Source organism: Trichocoleus desertorum ATA4-8-CV12 (genome assembly GCA_019358975.1).
GTDB lineage: Bacteria > Cyanobacteriota > Cyanobacteriia > FACHB-46 > FACHB-46 > Trichocoleus > Trichocoleus desertorum_A.
The window spans coordinates 1-16,693 of sequence record JAHHIL010000042.1 but is presented as its reverse complement, the minus strand read 5'-3'; the positions used below and the strand labels follow the sequence as shown (position 1 = coordinate 16,693).

10 protein-coding genes and 1 pseudogene are annotated in these 16,693 nt (G+C 48.1%); 2 read left to right on the top strand and 9 right to left on the bottom strand.

Features of this window, described 5'->3' with window-relative positions:
- The first annotated feature begins 38 nt into the window (after positions 1 to 38).
- Positions 39 to 3,149, top strand: coding sequence for a DEAD/DEAH box helicase (locus tag KME12_21250; protein ID MBW4490314.1), 3,111 nt, complete (start codon positions 39 to 41; stop codon positions 3,147 to 3,149).
- Between the two features lie 266 nt (positions 3,150 to 3,415).
- Here KME12_21250 and KME12_21245 read toward each other — a convergent pair whose 3' ends face one another.
- The 3 genes from KME12_21245 to KME12_21235 form a co-directional block, all read right to left on the bottom strand.
- Positions 3,416 to 4,015, bottom strand: a complete 600-nt coding sequence (locus KME12_21245; GenBank protein MBW4490313.1) for a transglutaminase family protein — start codon at positions 4,013 to 4,015, stop codon at positions 3,416 to 3,418.
- Between the two features lie 172 nt (positions 4,016 to 4,187).
- Positions 4,188 to 4,472, bottom strand: coding sequence for a hypothetical protein (locus tag KME12_21240; GenBank protein MBW4490312.1), 285 nt, complete (start codon positions 4,470 to 4,472; stop codon positions 4,188 to 4,190).
- 2 nt (positions 4,473 to 4,474) lie between these two features.
- The gene (locus tag KME12_21235; protein MBW4490311.1) at positions 4,475 to 5,020 is read right to left on the bottom strand and encodes a hypothetical protein; all 546 of its coding nucleotides are present in this window, start codon (positions 5,018 to 5,020) and stop codon (positions 4,475 to 4,477) included.
- Between the two features lie 333 nt (positions 5,021 to 5,353).
- On the opposite strand from KME12_21235, the gene KME12_21230 reads away from it, so the two are divergent.
- Positions 5,354 to 5,650 (top strand): hypothetical protein, encoded by a 297-nt coding sequence (locus tag KME12_21230; protein ID MBW4490310.1) that lies wholly within the window; start codon positions 5,354 to 5,356, stop codon positions 5,648 to 5,650.
- Between the two features lie 791 nt (positions 5,651 to 6,441).
- Here the strand turns inward: KME12_21230 and KME12_21225 are convergent.
- From KME12_21225 to KME12_21200, 6 genes and pseudogenes are all read right to left on the bottom strand, one after another.
- Complete coding sequence (locus tag KME12_21225; GenBank protein ID MBW4490309.1) at positions 6,442 to 11,424, bottom strand: hypothetical protein; 4,983 nt, start codon at positions 11,422 to 11,424, stop codon at positions 6,442 to 6,444.
- Positions 11,421 to 12,770 (bottom strand): KAP family NTPase, encoded by a 1,350-nt coding sequence (locus tag KME12_21220; GenBank protein ID MBW4490308.1) that lies wholly within the window; start codon positions 12,768 to 12,770, stop codon positions 11,421 to 11,423. The genes KME12_21225 and KME12_21220 overlap by 4 nt, the downstream gene beginning before the upstream one ends.
- A 247-nt stretch (positions 12,771 to 13,017) precedes the next feature.
- Positions 13,018 to 13,164: pseudogene (locus KME12_21215) on the bottom strand (IS6 family transposase).
- 359 nt (positions 13,165 to 13,523) lie between these two features.
- Positions 13,524 to 13,724 carry a hypothetical protein gene (locus KME12_21210; protein MBW4490307.1) on the bottom strand — a complete coding sequence of 67 codons (201 nt, stop codon included), beginning with the start codon at positions 13,722 to 13,724 and terminating at the stop codon, positions 13,524 to 13,526.
- A 51-nt stretch (positions 13,725 to 13,775) separates the two neighbouring features.
- A complete protein-coding gene (locus KME12_21205; protein MBW4490306.1) occupies positions 13,776 to 15,746 on the bottom strand; it encodes a hypothetical protein in 1,971 nt (656 codons plus the stop codon).
- 88 nt (positions 15,747 to 15,834) lie between these two features.
- Positions 15,835 to 16,173: a hypothetical protein gene (locus KME12_21200; protein MBW4490305.1), complete on the bottom strand. Its 339-nt coding sequence runs from the start codon at positions 16,171 to 16,173 to the stop codon at positions 15,835 to 15,837.
- Between the last annotated feature and the right edge of the window lie 520 nt (positions 16,174 to 16,693).

The window sequence follows — 16,693 nt, the reverse complement described above, 5'->3', positions numbered from 1 at the left end:
CGCAACACTAACCTTTGACTCAAGCTAGGAAATTAGTTATGGCTTTTTATGGACTATTCGTTGGTATCGATCGTTATGCTTCGCCTAGCATCTCTTGGTTAAATTGTGCAAAGCGTGATGCAATAGCACTACATGCTTTGTTTACTGATGCATTTGGTGGCGAAACTACTCTTCTAGTAGACCAAGATGCTACATGTTCTGCTATTCAAGAGCAACTTACGAAGCTATCACTGTGTGATTATGATGACGTAGTGGTGGTAACCTTCTCAGGACATGGTTCAGAAACGCATCAACTGGTCACCTACGATACTGAAATTTATGATGTAGAGAATACATCTATTGCCTTAGAAAGGTTGTCTGAGCTTGTTTGTAGCATTCCTACACGTCATTTAATTTGCGTTTTAGATTGCTGTTTCTCCGGTGGTATAGGAGCGAAAGTCCTGCATGTTGAGACAACAGCACGAGGTTTAAAGTCCACAGAAAACCTTCTTTTGGAGCTATCTGGAGAAGGACGGCTAATTTTAACAGCTTCTAGTGCGACTGAACCTGCCTATGAAAATACTCGTTATGGCCACGGGCTGCTCACCTATCATCTGTTGGAGGCTTTGCAGGGTGCTGAAGAAGTTCAGCAAGCTGGCAAACTACCTGTCTACCAATTGTTGGATTTTGTAACCAAGCGAGTGATTGATGCTTCTACACAGCTTGGTCAAACACAGCATCCTACTGTTCGTGGACAATTTGAAGGAGAACTACTATGGCCTATCTTCAAACCAGGAAAGTGTTATTTTGCTGCGTTTCCTGAACGAGCACAAACTCAAGTCACTACAGATATTTATAGTCTCGAAACCTATGGATTTCCAACTGAGTTACTACGCTTATGGGCAAGTAATATTCCATCTCTAAACTCGCTACAAATTGATGCAATCAACGAATACAAAATCCTTGAAGGTGAAAATTTGGTCGTCTCAGCGCCTACTTCATCTGGTAAGACGATGATTGGTGAGCTTGCAGCTTTAAAGGGAGCTTTAGAGCGTAGGCGAGGTTTGTTTCTACTCCCTCTAAAGGCATTAGTCAACGACAAGTTGAGAAGCTTTATCAAGGTTTATGGAGCGTTTGGTATTTTAACGATCGCCGCTACTGGGGAAACAGACGACATTACGCCGCTACTGCGTGGTCAGTATGATTTGTGCCTGATGACTTATGAAAAGTTTGCTGCAATTGTTCTGAGCAATCCTCATATTCTGAATCAGGTCGGAACCATTGTTGTTGATGAAGTGCAAATGATTGCAGATGAATCTCGTGGAGTTAATCTAGAATTTATACTGACGCTGTTACGAGTACAACGTCAACATGGGATTAATCCTCAAATCATAGCTCTTTCTGCGGTTATCGGTGACACCAGCGGACTGGAGCGTTGGCTTGGAGCACGCTTACTCAGACGTAATGAGCGCCCTATTCCACTAGATGAGGGTTTACTGCTAAGAGATGGAAGCTTTCATTTTATTGACGGTATATTAGGTAAAAAACATATAACAGAGCCTCTTATCCTCCCTTTAAAGCACAAAGGAACGAGCCAGGACTGGGTTATTCCATTAGTTCAAAAGTTGGTAAGTGAAGGGCAGCAAGTAATTGTGTTTCGGGAAACGAAAGGAGAAGCTAGAGGATGCGCCCAGTATTTGGCTAGAGCATTAAACTTACCCTCCGCACAGGAAGCTCTGGCTGCTTTACCAGGTGGAGATCGTTCTAAAGCTTCAGAGGATCTACACGCTGTTCTCCAAAGTGGAATTGCTTTTCATACCAGTGAGCTTGCACCCGATGAAAGACGTGTAGTTGAAGAACACTTTCGCGCAGAAGATACAACTCTGCGTGTAATCGCTGCTACTACAACTTTAGCAATGGGTATTAATACACCTGCTTCATCCATTATCGTTGTGGGACTGAATCATCCTGCTCCAAACAACAGCAAAAAACCTTACTCAATTGCAGAATATAAAAATTTAGTAGGACGAGCAGGACGTCTAGGATATGCAGAAAAGGGTACATCCTATCTTTTAGCATTGACACCTCATGATCAGCATTATCTCTGGCAACGTTATGTTGAAGGTGAGCCAGAAGATCTTGTATCTCGTTTTCTCAGTACTACAACTGATCCAAGATCATTGATTATTCGTGTACTCACATCCGTTCAGCAGATTGTGAAGCGTGGTATTAGTGCTGAGGATATTACTGAATTTTTAGAAGCTAGTTTTGGAGCATTCCAGCAAACTCAGGCTTCACAACATTGGCAATGGAGCCGCTCACAAATCATAGAGGCAATTCAGAGCTTACTGACTCATGGCCTTGTGGAGCAAAATGAGAACGGATTCTATTGTCTAACTGCACTTGGACAGTTAACGGGGCAGGCTGGAGTAGAGGTTGAATCAATTATTCGGATTATTAATGCTCTAGCTGGTTTGGACCCAGACTCAATTCATGAGCCAACTTTGCTAACTGCTGTGCAGTTAACTGTAGAGCTAGATCAAATGCTTTTTCCAATTAACCGACGCAGTACGAATAAAGAACCTTTATTTTGGAGGCAGGAGCTACAGAGACAGAACGTACCTTTAAGCCTGCTCAATAAACTTGCTCAAAATACAGTGATGCCTCATCAAGCAACCTTAAGAGCCAAAAAAGCAATTGCCTGCCTCTTTTTTGTTACACAGAGAAGCATAAGTGACATTGAAGCTGCTTTAACTCAATTTGGTGGTTCACCAGGAGGTGCAGCAGGGGCAATCCGAGATATTGCAGCACGAACGAGTGATTTGTTACCTACAGTTTCTCAAATTGCCAGTATTCTTCATCCTATCCTTGACTTAGAAGAACGAGTTAATCGATTACTTATAAGACTCAATCTTGGCTTGCCACCAGTTTGCGTGGATTTAGCAAAACAGATTGGCAATCAGTTAACAAGAGGTGATTATCTTCAACTTGTTAGAGCTAATCTTTGCAGAATCGAGGCAATAGAATCTAGCGATGATTCAGACCTGCTTATTTGCCTCTCCAACGATCACGAAAAGTTGAAAGCGCTGAGGCAAGCTGTCAAATCCTATTACCAGCATCAACGCACGCAGGTTTCTACAGAAACTCTACTCGATCCCTTCGAGGTTTAGATTTTGTCGCGTTCGGCACTATCTGGGCTCATACGCTATTTTGGTGAAGTGACAGGCAAGCGCTGATAATAGGGCTAGTTGTTGGTTGATCTGGAATTGGCATCCGGAAGAGAAGTTTGAGGTTAAGAGCGATCGCTTCCACACCCCCTATTTCTTCAATTTTGACCGGCTCCTCTCTGAGGGATCGCCCCAACCTTCAAAGAGCGGAAAATTCAAACTCAGAGGCGTTGCTGAAAAGTGATAATTTTTCCACGAAGGTCGAAGCCTCAGACCAAACTATAGACCTTGGCGGACTCCAACGAAATGTCTGGAAGGTTACGCAGCATCTCATCCCACGTACTTTGTGCTTGCAGCGCTTCTACGACAATCTGGAGCGGTTCGGCAAGAATCGCTGGGAAATCTGCCTCTTCAGGCAACTGAATCTTGTACGCTAACTGCTCTTGAGGTGGAGTGAACTGAGCATTCACCCCTGCTTTATTGCCTCTGGCATCAACCCGATACCAACCAACATCAGGCAAATAGAGAGCATTGAAGCCGTGCAAACTGTACGGCCCACCTTTGTCATCAATACTCAACCGTTGATAGCAAAATCCTGCTGGAATCTGGTTAGCTCGTAATAGTGCTGCTAGTAAATGACTCTTAGCGAAGCAGTAACCCGTTTTCTGCTGAAGAACCTCTGAGGCTCGGCACGTTACAGGATTCATTTGATAGTCAAAACTGTGACCAATCTCGTCTCGCACCCACTCAAAACAAGCTTGAGCGATCGCCTGTGGTGAGCCAAGTCCCAATGCGATCTGTTGGGCCCTTTCCATCACTGCTGGATGCTGCCAGTCGATGACTTCACTAACCTTCAAATACTCTTTCATCTCAATTGAACGAATATTGTGCCTGCAACTTCAAGCACCTGATCAGTAATTTCAAACCACTGCCATCACCGAGAACGAAGCCAACTAACATTGTCCATTACCCGCCGCACATAACCTCGAACTCTAACCAATCGCCTTCGGCGGTCGGTGTACATGGGCCTTGTTAGACGACTTAATATTTATAACTGAGTTCAAGTGCATTGCAAAAGCTATTCAGGCTGCTCAGCAGAGCATTGTAGTAGGAATAGGCATCGTCTCGTTCATCTTGAAGGCGGGCATACAGAGTCAACTCTGGTTCTGGAGCTAGGTAATCTTTTGGAATATCTAAACCTGCTCCAGTTAAACGTGTGGCGGCGATCGCTATTAACAATGAGCCAACTGTATTCGTCTTGCCATTGCGAAGATCTTCCAATCCCGGCAAGACTAATTCTGCTCCTGGAAACTCATTGAGAATCATGGCTAACTCTCCCCTGGGTTGTCTTCAAAACGTTCGATAAAGCTCCCGACTCTGCTTCTAATGACATTAGGATTCAGAGAAGGAAATCGGATCAATTCAGGTGCAATGGCTTCCAAGCCATCCCGTAGCTGCTTCAAAGAAAATAATTTCTGTTCGTACATGGCTTGAACATCATTAATGTCACGGTCGAATCCTCTGGATAGTTTAGAGAGAGCTTGGGCAACAAAGTCATAGTGATAGAACGAGATTTGACCTTGCTTGCCAATGAACATGCTCCTATCACGCCATCCTGGAAGAGGGGGCAAGAAATCTTGTGGAGAAGCCAATTCGATATTGATGTTCAACTCTTGTTTGAGTTTAGCAATTGCTTGAAAAATCCCTGGAGGCTCAGGATCTAAACGAATATCGACATCAACTGTGGAACTACGCCAACCAATCAGGAGAGCGCTAGCACCACCTGTAAAATAAATGCAACCTGAACCTTGAGCTTCTCGACCCAGGACTTGCATCAAGCGTTCTATTTTCTGAGCGTCAACATTTGGGCGCATATTTTTTGCCGTGATCAGCTACCTCAACTTGCGATCGCCCTTAAAGTTCACAAACCTGCGTCGCTGCGTCGGGCGAATTCTTCTTTGCTGTAGCGGGGTTATCGAACTGTCACCTCTCTCTCCTAAGCTAGTCGATGGCACTATTTTAATCCCCAGTTGCTTTTCCACGCTTCTAACGTTATTAGGGTTCATACGCTATTTTGGTGAGCGCGATCGCGTCAGCGAGGGTAGGTTTCAGAGTTCTGAGAATCTCAAGCTCAAAAGCTCCAAAGAGCGGCCAGTTCAAACCCTTACCACGTCTCCAATTTTTCGTTTTCGTTTGTGACGGTTGTTGTGGCCGGGAAGGAGCTGGTGGAGCTGATGATGAGCGTCAATCTCGTCCTTTCGTTCCTGCATGATGCGTTCAATGACCCGTTGGTTGGTGCTAAAGTTCTTCAACCCGTTGATAGTGATAGCCCACTTGAGGTCATGAAGCTGGTTGGGGAGGTTGGTGTGTTGAATGATGGCATCGATCGCCTGATGAACGATCGCGTCAGCTTCGCCAGTTTTGTATTTGCGAGGTTTGCTGGCCTCAGCTTCGCTCTCCGCAGTATCCCTATCCTGGTTAGCGATCGCGGATTGAGATATTGAATTTATCTCGGGTGCTGCCGCCACTCTAGTTGTCTCTGAATGAGCGATCGCGTTTTGCTGCGTTGCCTGCTAAGTCTGTGGTGTTTGAGCCTGGAGTTGAAACTGAACGAACTGAGCCATGACATCAATGAGCTTGTCGAGTTTAGATTCCAATCCGTTTGCTGTTGATTGCTCCAAAAATGAATTGCTTACGGATTCTATAGATTGGATTGGTTCCCTAACCTCGCTCTCCTCTATCGGTTCTGGTGCCGCCTCAGTGGTTTCAGAAGTTGAGGCGAGCGCTTGAGTCGTTTCTGTTTCATCAGCAGTTGTCGCTTAACACGTTTCTCATCCCCGTTAACACATTGAATGTCCACTATCTTGAAGGGAAAAGCATTCAAAACCCTGCCTGCAAAGGTTTTGCCATTCTTATGCTGTGTGGGAGACGTAGAAAATTATCCTGCTTTTGGGCGGAATTAACAAATTAAATGTCCGAACTCTGCAAAATAGCCGACTTTGGACATTTAATATGTTATTTTCTGGATTTTATTAAAAAAGCCTGAGAGCTTTGTTATACGAAGTTTTTAGGACTTTTTTGGAGGACGTTTAATGTGTTAATCGGGATAAGAAGCGTGTTAAACGACAGAGGGCAACCGCTTTTTCGCACGCAAAGAGCACATCTTTCGCGTGTCCTTGCAGGCTACCATTTCAACAAAGACCCTTCCAAGCGTTAGCAGTAACTTCTAAGGATAAGTTCACTTGTTGGACTTTAGTATAGGAGGCGATCGCCTCCTCAATCTTGCCCTGCTTCACTAAGCCTCACTCTCGCTAACTAGACGTTGAGCTTTTCCTTCGGATGCCAACTGGTTTGCTTTGGCTTCAGGATCATCAATGTTAAGGCTGGGATTCCATTGCAGGGCAGTACGGAAGTTATCAATCGCAGCATCCACATTCCCTGCTCTTGCCTGTGCTTCTGCCTCTTTTACTAAATTAGGGGCAGCCGCAGCAAGGCGATCGGAGTCATCATGGCAAGCTGTTAGGGTTTTGAGGCGATCGGGATAGGCAATCAAGAAGTTGTTGAGATAGGCGCAGCCTCTCCTTAAAAGTTGATTCAGGTCTAGAACCGGAAGTAATTTTGCCATGCCATCGTATCCGGCACTGACAATCTGTGTGCCATTGGGACTGAAACTGACGCTCCAGACAATGCCCTGATGTCCTCGGAACTGCTGTACCTCCTCCCCATCGAGGTTCCAAAGGCGGGCGGTGCCATCAGCTCCGGCACTAACAATCTGCGTGCCATTGGGACTGAAACTGACGCTATTAACATCACTCTGATGTCCTCGGAACTGCTGCACCTCCTCCCCATCCAGGTTCCACAGCCGTGCCGTGCCATCGTCTCCGGCACTGATAATCTGTGTGCCATCGGGACTGAAACTGACGCTTTTGACATAGTCCTGATGTCCTCGGAACTGCTGTACCTCCTCCCCATCCAGGTTCCACAGTCGGACGGTGCCATCAGCTCCGGCACTGGCAATCTGCGTGCCATCGGGACTGAAACTGACGCTACTGACAATGCCCTGATGTCCCTTGAACTGCTGCATCTCTTCCCCATCCAAGTTCCAAAGGCGGGCGGTGCCATCAGCTCCGGCACTGACAATCTGCGTGCCATCGGGACTGAAACTGACGCTACTGACGTAGCCCTGATGTCCTTGGAACTGCTGCACCTGTTGTCCATCAAGGCTCCACAGTCGTGCCGTGCCATCGTCTCCGGCACTGACAATCTGCGTGCCATCGGGACTGAAACTGACGCTACTGACAGGGGTCTGATGTCCCTTGAACTGCTGCATCTCTTCCCCATCGAGGTTCCAAAGGCGGGCGGTGCCATCAGCTCCGGCACTGACAATTTGCGTGCCATCGGGACTGAAACTGACGCTAATGACACTGCCCTGATGTCCTTGGAACTGCTGCACCTGTTGTCCATCGAGGCTCCACAGTCGGACGGTAAAATCGACTCCAGCGCTGACAATTTGCGTGCCATCGGGACTGAAACTGACGCTACTGACAGGGGTCTGATGTCCTCGGAACTGCTGCACCTGTTGTCCATCGAGGCTCCACAGTCGGACGGTGCCATCGTCTCCAGCGCTGACAATCTGCGTACCATTGGGACTGAAACTGACGCTTCTAATAGGGGTCTGATGCCCCTTAAACTGCTGCACTTCCTCCCCATCGAGGTTCCACAGTCGGACGGTGCCATCAGCTCCGGCACTGACAATCTGCGTGCCATCGGGACTGAAACTGACGCTAATGACACTGCCCTGATGTTTCTTGAACTGCTGCACCTCCTCCCCATCGAGGTTCCACAGTCGGACGGTGCCATCAGCTCCGGCACTGACAATCTGCGTGCCATCGGGACTGAAACTGACGCTAATGACACTGCCCTGATGTTTCTTGAACTGCTGCACCTCCTCCCCATCGAGGTTCCACAGTCGGACGGTGCCATCAGCTCCGGCACTGACAATCTGCGTGCCATTGGGACTGAAACTGACGCTTCTAATAGGGGTCTGATGTCCCTTAAACTGCTGCACCTGTTGTCCATCGAGGTTCCACAGTCGGACGGTGCTATCGTCTCCAGCGCTGACAATCTGCGTGCCATTGGGACTGAAACTGACGCTTCTAATAGGGGTCTGATGTCCCTTAAACTGCTGCACCTGTTGTCCATCGAGGTTCCACAGTCGGACGGTGCTATCGTCTCCAGCGCTGACAATCTGCGTGCCATTGGGACTGAAACTGACGCTTCTGACGTAGCCCTGATGCCCCCTAAAGTGAGTTTGCTCTTGAATGGCGTCTAAGATCGTTTGAAGTGCCAGAACGGGGCTAGTCGCTGAATAAACATCTTCACCCCGCTCGTGCATCAGCATTCGTAAGTCTTCTCCGGTTTGTACGGCTGAAGTGAGCGCCTCAAGTTGGGCAAACTCAAACTGCCGCATTGCCTGCATGCCCACTCGCTCCAGACGAGCAATTTTTTTCGCCTCCTGGTGAGCGGCTTCTAAAATCTGCTTGGACTGCTTTTCTTTGACCAGTTCTTCTTCACTTAGCCGTCGCTGTTTTCGTTCTGCTTCGAGTTCAGCGATCAGGCGATCGATCTGGGGAGCTTGTTGGCGGATAAAGGCTGCGAGATAGTCATGCACTAATTGATAGCGATCCAGTGGGATTTCTGGCAACAGCACAACTAAGCCGGAGTCTACAAACACGCACAGCACTAGTGTCAGAGCATCGTCCAAGGCAGAGCCAGTTTGAATCAGGATGCCAGTCAGCGCCTGCAAATCTCGCTCCACCTCAGGACGCGTCTTTAGCGGGCGAGTTCCTTTTTCGTCGGTGAGCAGATACAGCACCAGTTCGGCAATCTGCTGGTTTTCGCTGCCGCAGTCTGTCACCGATTGTGCCAGATAGCGTTTGACCAGCTCTTGTTTTGGCGTTTCACCGCAGGTTTGGTAGTTCGCTAGCGTGGTGATATTTTCATCTTGTAGCTGTGCCCCCACCACCTGTAGCTCGATCGGTCTGACCTCTCCCAATTCTCCGGCTAAGTCATTAACCAGGGCATCGACCAAAGCGGGTTCCAGATAAAATTGGGCGCGGTCAGTCAGGTCTTGAATAATCGCCTTCGCATCCTCAGCCGAAAAATTGCCCAACCCATACAGCACATTGCTGCTGAGAATATCAATTCCTGTGGTTTTGATGCTAGAAAGACGGCTGCACTCCAGCAAATAGTGGAGATAGTCCTCCCGCAAAGAGAGAATTACCTTAACCGACAGCACCCCTAAACACTGTCCTAAAAACTCAAAAAATTGCCTACGCTGGACCGGATCAGGATAGACAAAAAAGAATTCCTCAAACTGGTCAAAAATTAGGACCGTACGGAGGTTGCGCTGCTCGTTTTGCCGCAACTGTTTTAGAAATGCTGCCTGATCCCAGCTTGCTTCTTCCTCCGAATTCTCAGAAGCTGCGTTGCTGCTCTCTCCTGTTGCTGTTACTAACTGCTGCCCCAGTACGGCCATCCAACGGCTATACTCCCGAATCAGCACCGGCAGATTATTGCGAAAACCGATCGCCCTCTGCCGCAGTGCTGGAACCAACCCCGCCACCACCAGCGAACTCTTACCCACGCCAGAGTAGCCGTGTACCACAATCAATCTGTGTTCGGTGTCGCCAATTCGCTGGAGCAGTTCATCCAGGTCTTTTTGCCGTCCTGATGCTCGAATCTCTGGGGCAATTTCTTCAGTTGATTCTGCTAAATTTGCTTGATTGATGTGTTGTTCTGCGTCTTCCCGCTTAGGCTTCAGCCGTCCTGCCCCAACAAATGCTCGAATGCCATACTGCTGCTCTACCGAGAGCCGTGTTTGTTTCAGTAGGAATGCCTCTAGATAGTGCTTCTGCTCTAAGTAGATGTCTCGCAACTCCGCCAGAATCTCACTGAAGAGGCGAGGGAACCCTTGATCGCCTAAATCATAGGCTGCTTTTAGGTGGGCGATCGCCCCCTCTTGATTGCCCAGCTGCCGTTCCACCCTAGCCAGCGTCAGCAGATGTAACCCTTGCCATCGCTGGTCTTCTGGAATCTTTGCTATAGTATCTAATGCTTGTTGAGCTAGCGATTTTGCCTCTGCTGCTCGCTGTCGCCGCAACGCCACCTCTGCTAGGTAGCGGTAATCTTGAGCCAACCTGCTGAGATGACAGTAGGACTGATGTAATTTTAGGGATTTTTGCGCCACTGCTTCCAGTGCATCCCAATCTGGCACGCGCTCTAACACTCGCTCTAGGCGAGTAATACATTTAGCGGCTAAATCTGGACGATTAGCTTGCTCAAAGATCTCAATGGCTTGCTGGAGAGGAACTTGGGTCTTTTTCCAATCGGGCGATCGCGCTCTATCTTGCTCTGTCACGTAATATTGGTACTGCCCAATAAAGAAAAGCAGCAGCGCTACACGGAGTTGGTTTGAGGCTGGAACAATGCCGTTGCTTTGGGAATGTGAAGCAGTTCCCCCTTTAGGGTCGTCGCTAGTCTGCTGCCAAAAATCCAGACTTCGCTGCAAGTATGTCAAGGCTTCAGAATCAGTTCCAGCACTGACCCCTTGGAAAAAGCCCAGACTAGCTTGCAGCGCTGGCTCTAGAACCTGACCTCGCTTTTGCAGCTCACTCAATGCGGCTGCTAATTCCTGCTGGCGCAAAATTGCTAGATCTATCTGAGCAAACAGCCTGTTAAAGGAAGCATTTGTCTCAGCAGTCAAAAGCGTAGCAAATAGTTCATTGGCTCCCTGACGCAAAGATTCCAGCAGATCAGAGCTGGTAACCTCAAACGATGTAGTCGTAGACCAACTGTGAAAATCAGGAGCCAATCGCAGTAGCTTCTTGAGAACATCATCATTGATCCAGAGGATCAGCGGAAATGGAAAAGTTTGGCGAAACTCCTCTCGTACTTGATTTGTCGAAGCAAGCAACTGATCCAGATTTTCGGACTCGTCCAGCCCAAACACCATTACGGCTTCAGGTTTCTCGTCGCCCAACTCTGCCTTGAGCGAGGTATAAAGCGTTGTAGCCAACTTTGGCAACGTCACCACTCGAATGGGCACAGCAGAAATTTTCTGTAACTGCTCCGCTATCTGCGTCCGCAATCGAACATAGTTGCATTGCGCTAGCAACAGGGCAAACTGCCCTTGAGACATGTCGATCGCCCAAGCAAGCTCCTCCAACGCATTCTGGTTGTCAACCGTAATCTCTAAAGGAGTGCCCGGATCAGTCATTGCAGTTCCTTTGCCTCCGCCAAAATCGGATTGACGTTAAACCAGGACTCGCCGCGATCGCGATACTCAAACACCAACCGACTGCGGATCAGCGTTTGATATCCCTGATCGCCGCTAACTTTCTTCCGTTGCTTGACCTGTCGCAACAGCTCCCACTCATCATCTGAAATAGGCATCGTCATTTCATTGCGACGGGCACGAATGACATCTTCTAGGATTGCACCCGATAGAGGAAGCTGTCTGCCCTTCTTGAGCCAGTCATTCAGCAATCGCAGCAGGTCGCGGACATGCCCACCGCTGACGCGACATAGGCGATCGAGCGTTTCAGGATGGTCAAAAACCTCGGTAATTTTCTCGAACTGTTGCGCTTCACCCAAATCAGGAAAAGCCCTTGCCAACACCATTTGCTGTAACAGAGTTAAACCTGCTTCACAATCGCCGCCATCCTGCAACTGCACTGGTACCATCGGCAACACCTTGGGTTCCTCATAGCGCTGGGTCAGCATCCCATACTCGTTAGAAAACTTTAGCGCCAAGGGCATCGTGTAAACCAAATGACACCTGAGTTTGGTCAAACATTCGCTTTGATCAATAAATAGATATTCCTGCTGCGGACGACCAAAAGATTTGGTGCGATTGTCAATGCGATCGAGGTTGTCCACAATCACCACCAGCCCTCGTTTGCCCTGCTGTTTCAACTGAACGATCGCTGGTTCAAGCAGCTCTCGATTGATCATATCCAGCAACTTGTTTTTCTGGGGTGCCAGATATTGGTTGAGTCGCTCCCGCAGCGTCTGGTCATTCTTGGCAACGACGGTTAGCTCTGCAATCCCTGCCGAGAGTGAAAATTCTCCCTGAGTATTGACCCCAACTGCCCCAACTCCCGGAATCTTAGTTTTGGCTGTGACATCCACTTCCGTCATCAGCACTTTCATCGTGCCTTCCAGCAAAGCTCGAAAGCCCGTCGCTTGAGAATTGACTTCGGCTTTTTCCAGACTTTCACTCACCCGCTTGGCGATCGCCAACATGACGTCGCCAATGTCTACATCTGCCATCTCTAAGTCTTCGCTAGACTCGAAATAGACGACATGAAAACCTTCCTGCTCCAGCTCGGCTTTCAGCCGCAGCAACTCCGTCGATTTGCCGCAGCCAATGTGTCCTGTGAACAACACACAGGTTGGATCATCCGGTGAAAAAAAGGAAATGTTGTCCTTCAATTCTTGAATAATCTGCCCTCCGCGCACTGAAGAGAAATCGGTGTAGTATTGGCGATCCTCCTCCTTCTCCGGATTCAGAGTCTGGCTAGGATTGGTCGCTCGAAAAAACTTGCGGATGTCTACCACCAGTATTACTCCTAAGACTGCTCAAAACTTAGGCGATGAAGGCTCAACTACTGCACAAACTGCTTTCCTTTGTCAAGGAGTTAAGGTTGATTGATCAATTGAATCATAGGTTCAAGGGATACCCATGATGATCTGTCTGACTATTTAAAGAATTGCCTTTTGTTATCTGCCCTAACCAAAGAAGCACGGAATGCACAAAACAAACTTTTCTCGCCTTTCTATTTTTCCGGATGGTGTCGCAAAGACTTTTTGTAGAAGGATCGACTTTAAGACCTTGCTCAAGCATCATCTCCTCTAATTTGTGGTAGCTCAAGGGGTAACGGCAGTACCAACGCACGTTGAGTAGAATGACATCAGACAGAAAGTGCCGCCACTTAAAGGGAGAAGGAGTGGACAGGGCAAGCCTATGTCTTGTCACATCTTTCTTTGCAAGCAGGAAAATTACAAAAGGCTTTGTTCGGTCTGTGGTTGAGCGATCGTGTCGGCTCATACGCAATTTTGGTGAAGCGATCGTAGCTGTGGCATCTTGTGGTGATTGGTTCATAGGTGGTTTAGGTGGATGGGATCGCCGGGAGTGGTGAAGGCAAATTTTGAGTAGTGGGATCAAGATTGAATGTAAAGAAGGTTGCTCGAATAGAGATGCCTCACAGAGGCATCCCCACAACCCACATTCCAATCCATTTTCCCAAAAGCCCATATCGAGACTTTCAAGTGAGTGATGAGTGATTGCTGCTGTTGGGTGTGAAGCCAACGAATTCAAGCGCGCAAGAGAAATCGCCGCCTCAGTAACTCCAATCCGGTGCGACCGTACATTAATCGTTTGAAGATGCTCAAACGATTAATGTGGCCTTCCGTGGGACCATTACTGATGTCTAGAGTCAATCCTGCCTTCACAGCAGCATAGTCGTCATTCAAACTTTGGGCAAAGTGGCCCAAGGGAGGCAAAGAGCGGTTCATACGCAATTTTGGTGAGCGCGATCGCGTCTCAACCTACAAAGAGCGTCCAGTTCAGAGTTGGATAACATCGCCAATTTTACGTTTTCTCTTGTGGCGGTGGTTGTGTTTGGGAAGGAGTTGGTGGAGTTGATGATGGGCATCAATCTCGTCTTTGCGTTCCTGCATGATGCGTTCAATCACTCTTTGATTGGTGCTGAAGTTCTTCAATCCGTTAATAGTGATAGCCCACTTGAGGTCATGGAGCTGGTTGGGCAGATTGTTGTGGTGGATGATGGCATCGATCGCCTGATGAACGATCGCATCAGCTTCACCAGTTTTGTATTTGCGCGGTTTGCTTTCCTCAGTGTTTGTCTTCTCCGGAGTATCTATAGTCTGATTAGCGATCGCGGGTTGGGTTATTGGAACTTGCTCTGGTACTGGTGCTGGGAGTGTAGTTGTCCCTGCTTGAGCGATCGCGGGTTGAGATATTGGCTCTATCTCCGGTACTGCCGCCTTAGTTGAATTTGCTTGAGCGATCGCGTTTTGCTCTGTTGCCTGTTGAGTCTGTGGTGTTTGAGCCTGAAGTTGAAACTGAACGAACTGAGCCATAACATCGATGAGCTTGTCGAGTTTGGATTCCAATCCATTTGCTGTTGGCTGCTCTAGAGACAAATTGCTTATGGATTCGGTGGATTGGATTGGTTCACTGACTTCGCTTTTCTCTATTGGCTGTGGTGCAGCATCAGTAGTTTCAGGAATGGAAGCGATCGCCTCAGTTGTTTCTGTTTCATCAACAGATTCCTCTTGTGTTGCAGTGGTCGCGATCGCCTCGCTTATTTCCACCTCCCTTACCCCGTCAACTGTCGCCTCTTCTAACTCAGCAGTTGTCGCTTTTGCGGCCAACTGCTGTAGAGACCAAGCGACCCAAGCGGACATCTTATCGGGTTGGAGTTTGCCGTCAAAGTGCTCCAAAATCTGAGCGATCGCGGGTTGGTCGTGTTTCCAGATTCTCAGGCTAGTACGCTGCTGACGCTGCCGTTCTCTGGTTGGAGTGTCATCCGTTCGATGCTGAAACGGAGCAATGGGTTGAATACCGCCTAGGCCCAGCTTAATGCCCTTGCGCTTGCCTGCATACTGAGCAATGACCGAGTCCGCAATCTCAAAATCGGCGTAGTGACGAGAAGCGGCCAGGGATCGCCTGAGTTCTGGATTGTGTTCATCGAGCACCGCATAGTGACCTTGAATCGCCGCTCTAAACTCCACTGGGTCTACACGAGACGGACAGTACCAAAAGGTCGCGATCGTGGCGTAGACAGCACGAAACAAGTGGGTGTAGAGGTTGCCTCCAGCTCTAGGAGGCACCAAGTCCGAGAAGTGGCGATCGCACGCCGCCGCGACAGCGGAACCAAAGCGAGCATTCACCTCTTTGGCTGGTAGCTCCAGCGCCTCCGGTAACTCACATCTAATCTTGGCTAAAGCCTTGCACACCTTCTCCGAGGTCGTCAGCGTGGGAATCTCAAAACTGAGCGTTTGCGTTTCTCCCCCACGTTTAAGCGCTCCAGTAAAGACCACACTCCAGCGCGTCTTGGGTTCAAACTTGGCCGTCGAAAGTAGCTCACTGGAACGTCTACCCGTCAGTACCGCCAGAGCCGCAGCCACCTCTGCCCACTCCGGCGACTCCAGCAAGCGAACAGCGGTTGCCACGATGCCATCTGGATTGTGCAGTTGCTTCACATCTTCATTGCGTTCTGAGACCGATCGCTGCTTCTCATCATTGAGCTGAGTGTATTCCTCAGTCGAGAACTTGATATAGTCGAGCGAGAAATGGTCTTCCCCCAGTTGGTCTTTAATCGCCCTACGAGTTTGGTCCATCAAACTCTGCTGTTGGTTGAGAGCTAGAGCCCCGCGATCGGACCACTCTTGCCGCATGCGAGTAACGAGTTGTTGAGCCTTAGCCCTGCCCCGAGGAGAATCAGATAGCAGAGCGATCGCCGGGAGATAGTCATTGTCAATCAAGTTAGAGAGCCAAGCACGTTTACCCATATCCGTTCTCCAGATTGCATTGCTTATCAATTAGATGAGATAGAAAAGGAGACAAACACAGTCTCCTAGAGAGCGATCGAAATCGATGTCAGGAGGCTTGTTCAGCAAGGCCACGAAGAGCCTGGAAGTGAAAGAGAGAATCTTGCCTTATAACAGCTGCGATCGCCTGCTCAAGGACGAACTGTGGGTTAGTAGGTAGATAGAGGAACATAAGGCCAGCGATCGCCCGCTTAGTAGTAGATGGCTGCTTAGTGGAAAAGGAGAAGAGATTGAAGTTTGCGATCGCCTGTTGAAAGGTCAACTGCTGACTCTCAGAACAATAGAAGAGGCTGAGATTAGCGATCGCCAGCTCAACCAAAGCAACCAATAAAGAGACAAAAGGAGAGAAACTTACAGCAGATTTAGAAAGCGTGGGCCTTGATAGCATGGAACTACCTCTCATCGGTAGAACATCCAATCAATTAGTTGAAGTAGCTACCTTTTTGGATTACATATCTATTCTATTTCAATCCATATTCAAAATCAATATGCAATCTACGGTTTATGCAACTCAAATCAATAAGTTAGGCGATCCGATGGGCGATCGGACTAAATAAGTTAGTTGCTGTAAATCTAAGCGTACAAGCAGTTTAACTAACCTTTCAAACATAAATTCATAGCCAACTCGATTGATTTGGATTGCTTATATCCATATCTTTTAGAACGAATTGGATAAGATGATCCATAACAAATCCAAATGAATATGGGTAATTAGATTGGATATTTTCATAGTTTGATATAGATATCTAATGAATCGGATTGGAATAAAAAGGCGATCGGCCTATGTCAACCAATAACCAAAAAGACTGAAATCCATACACAGAGGCAGTTGCAGGCATTCTACAAAGGTGCGATCGCCCTCACCTCCAAGAAGTAATGCAATCCAATTCATAATATATTCAAATGGA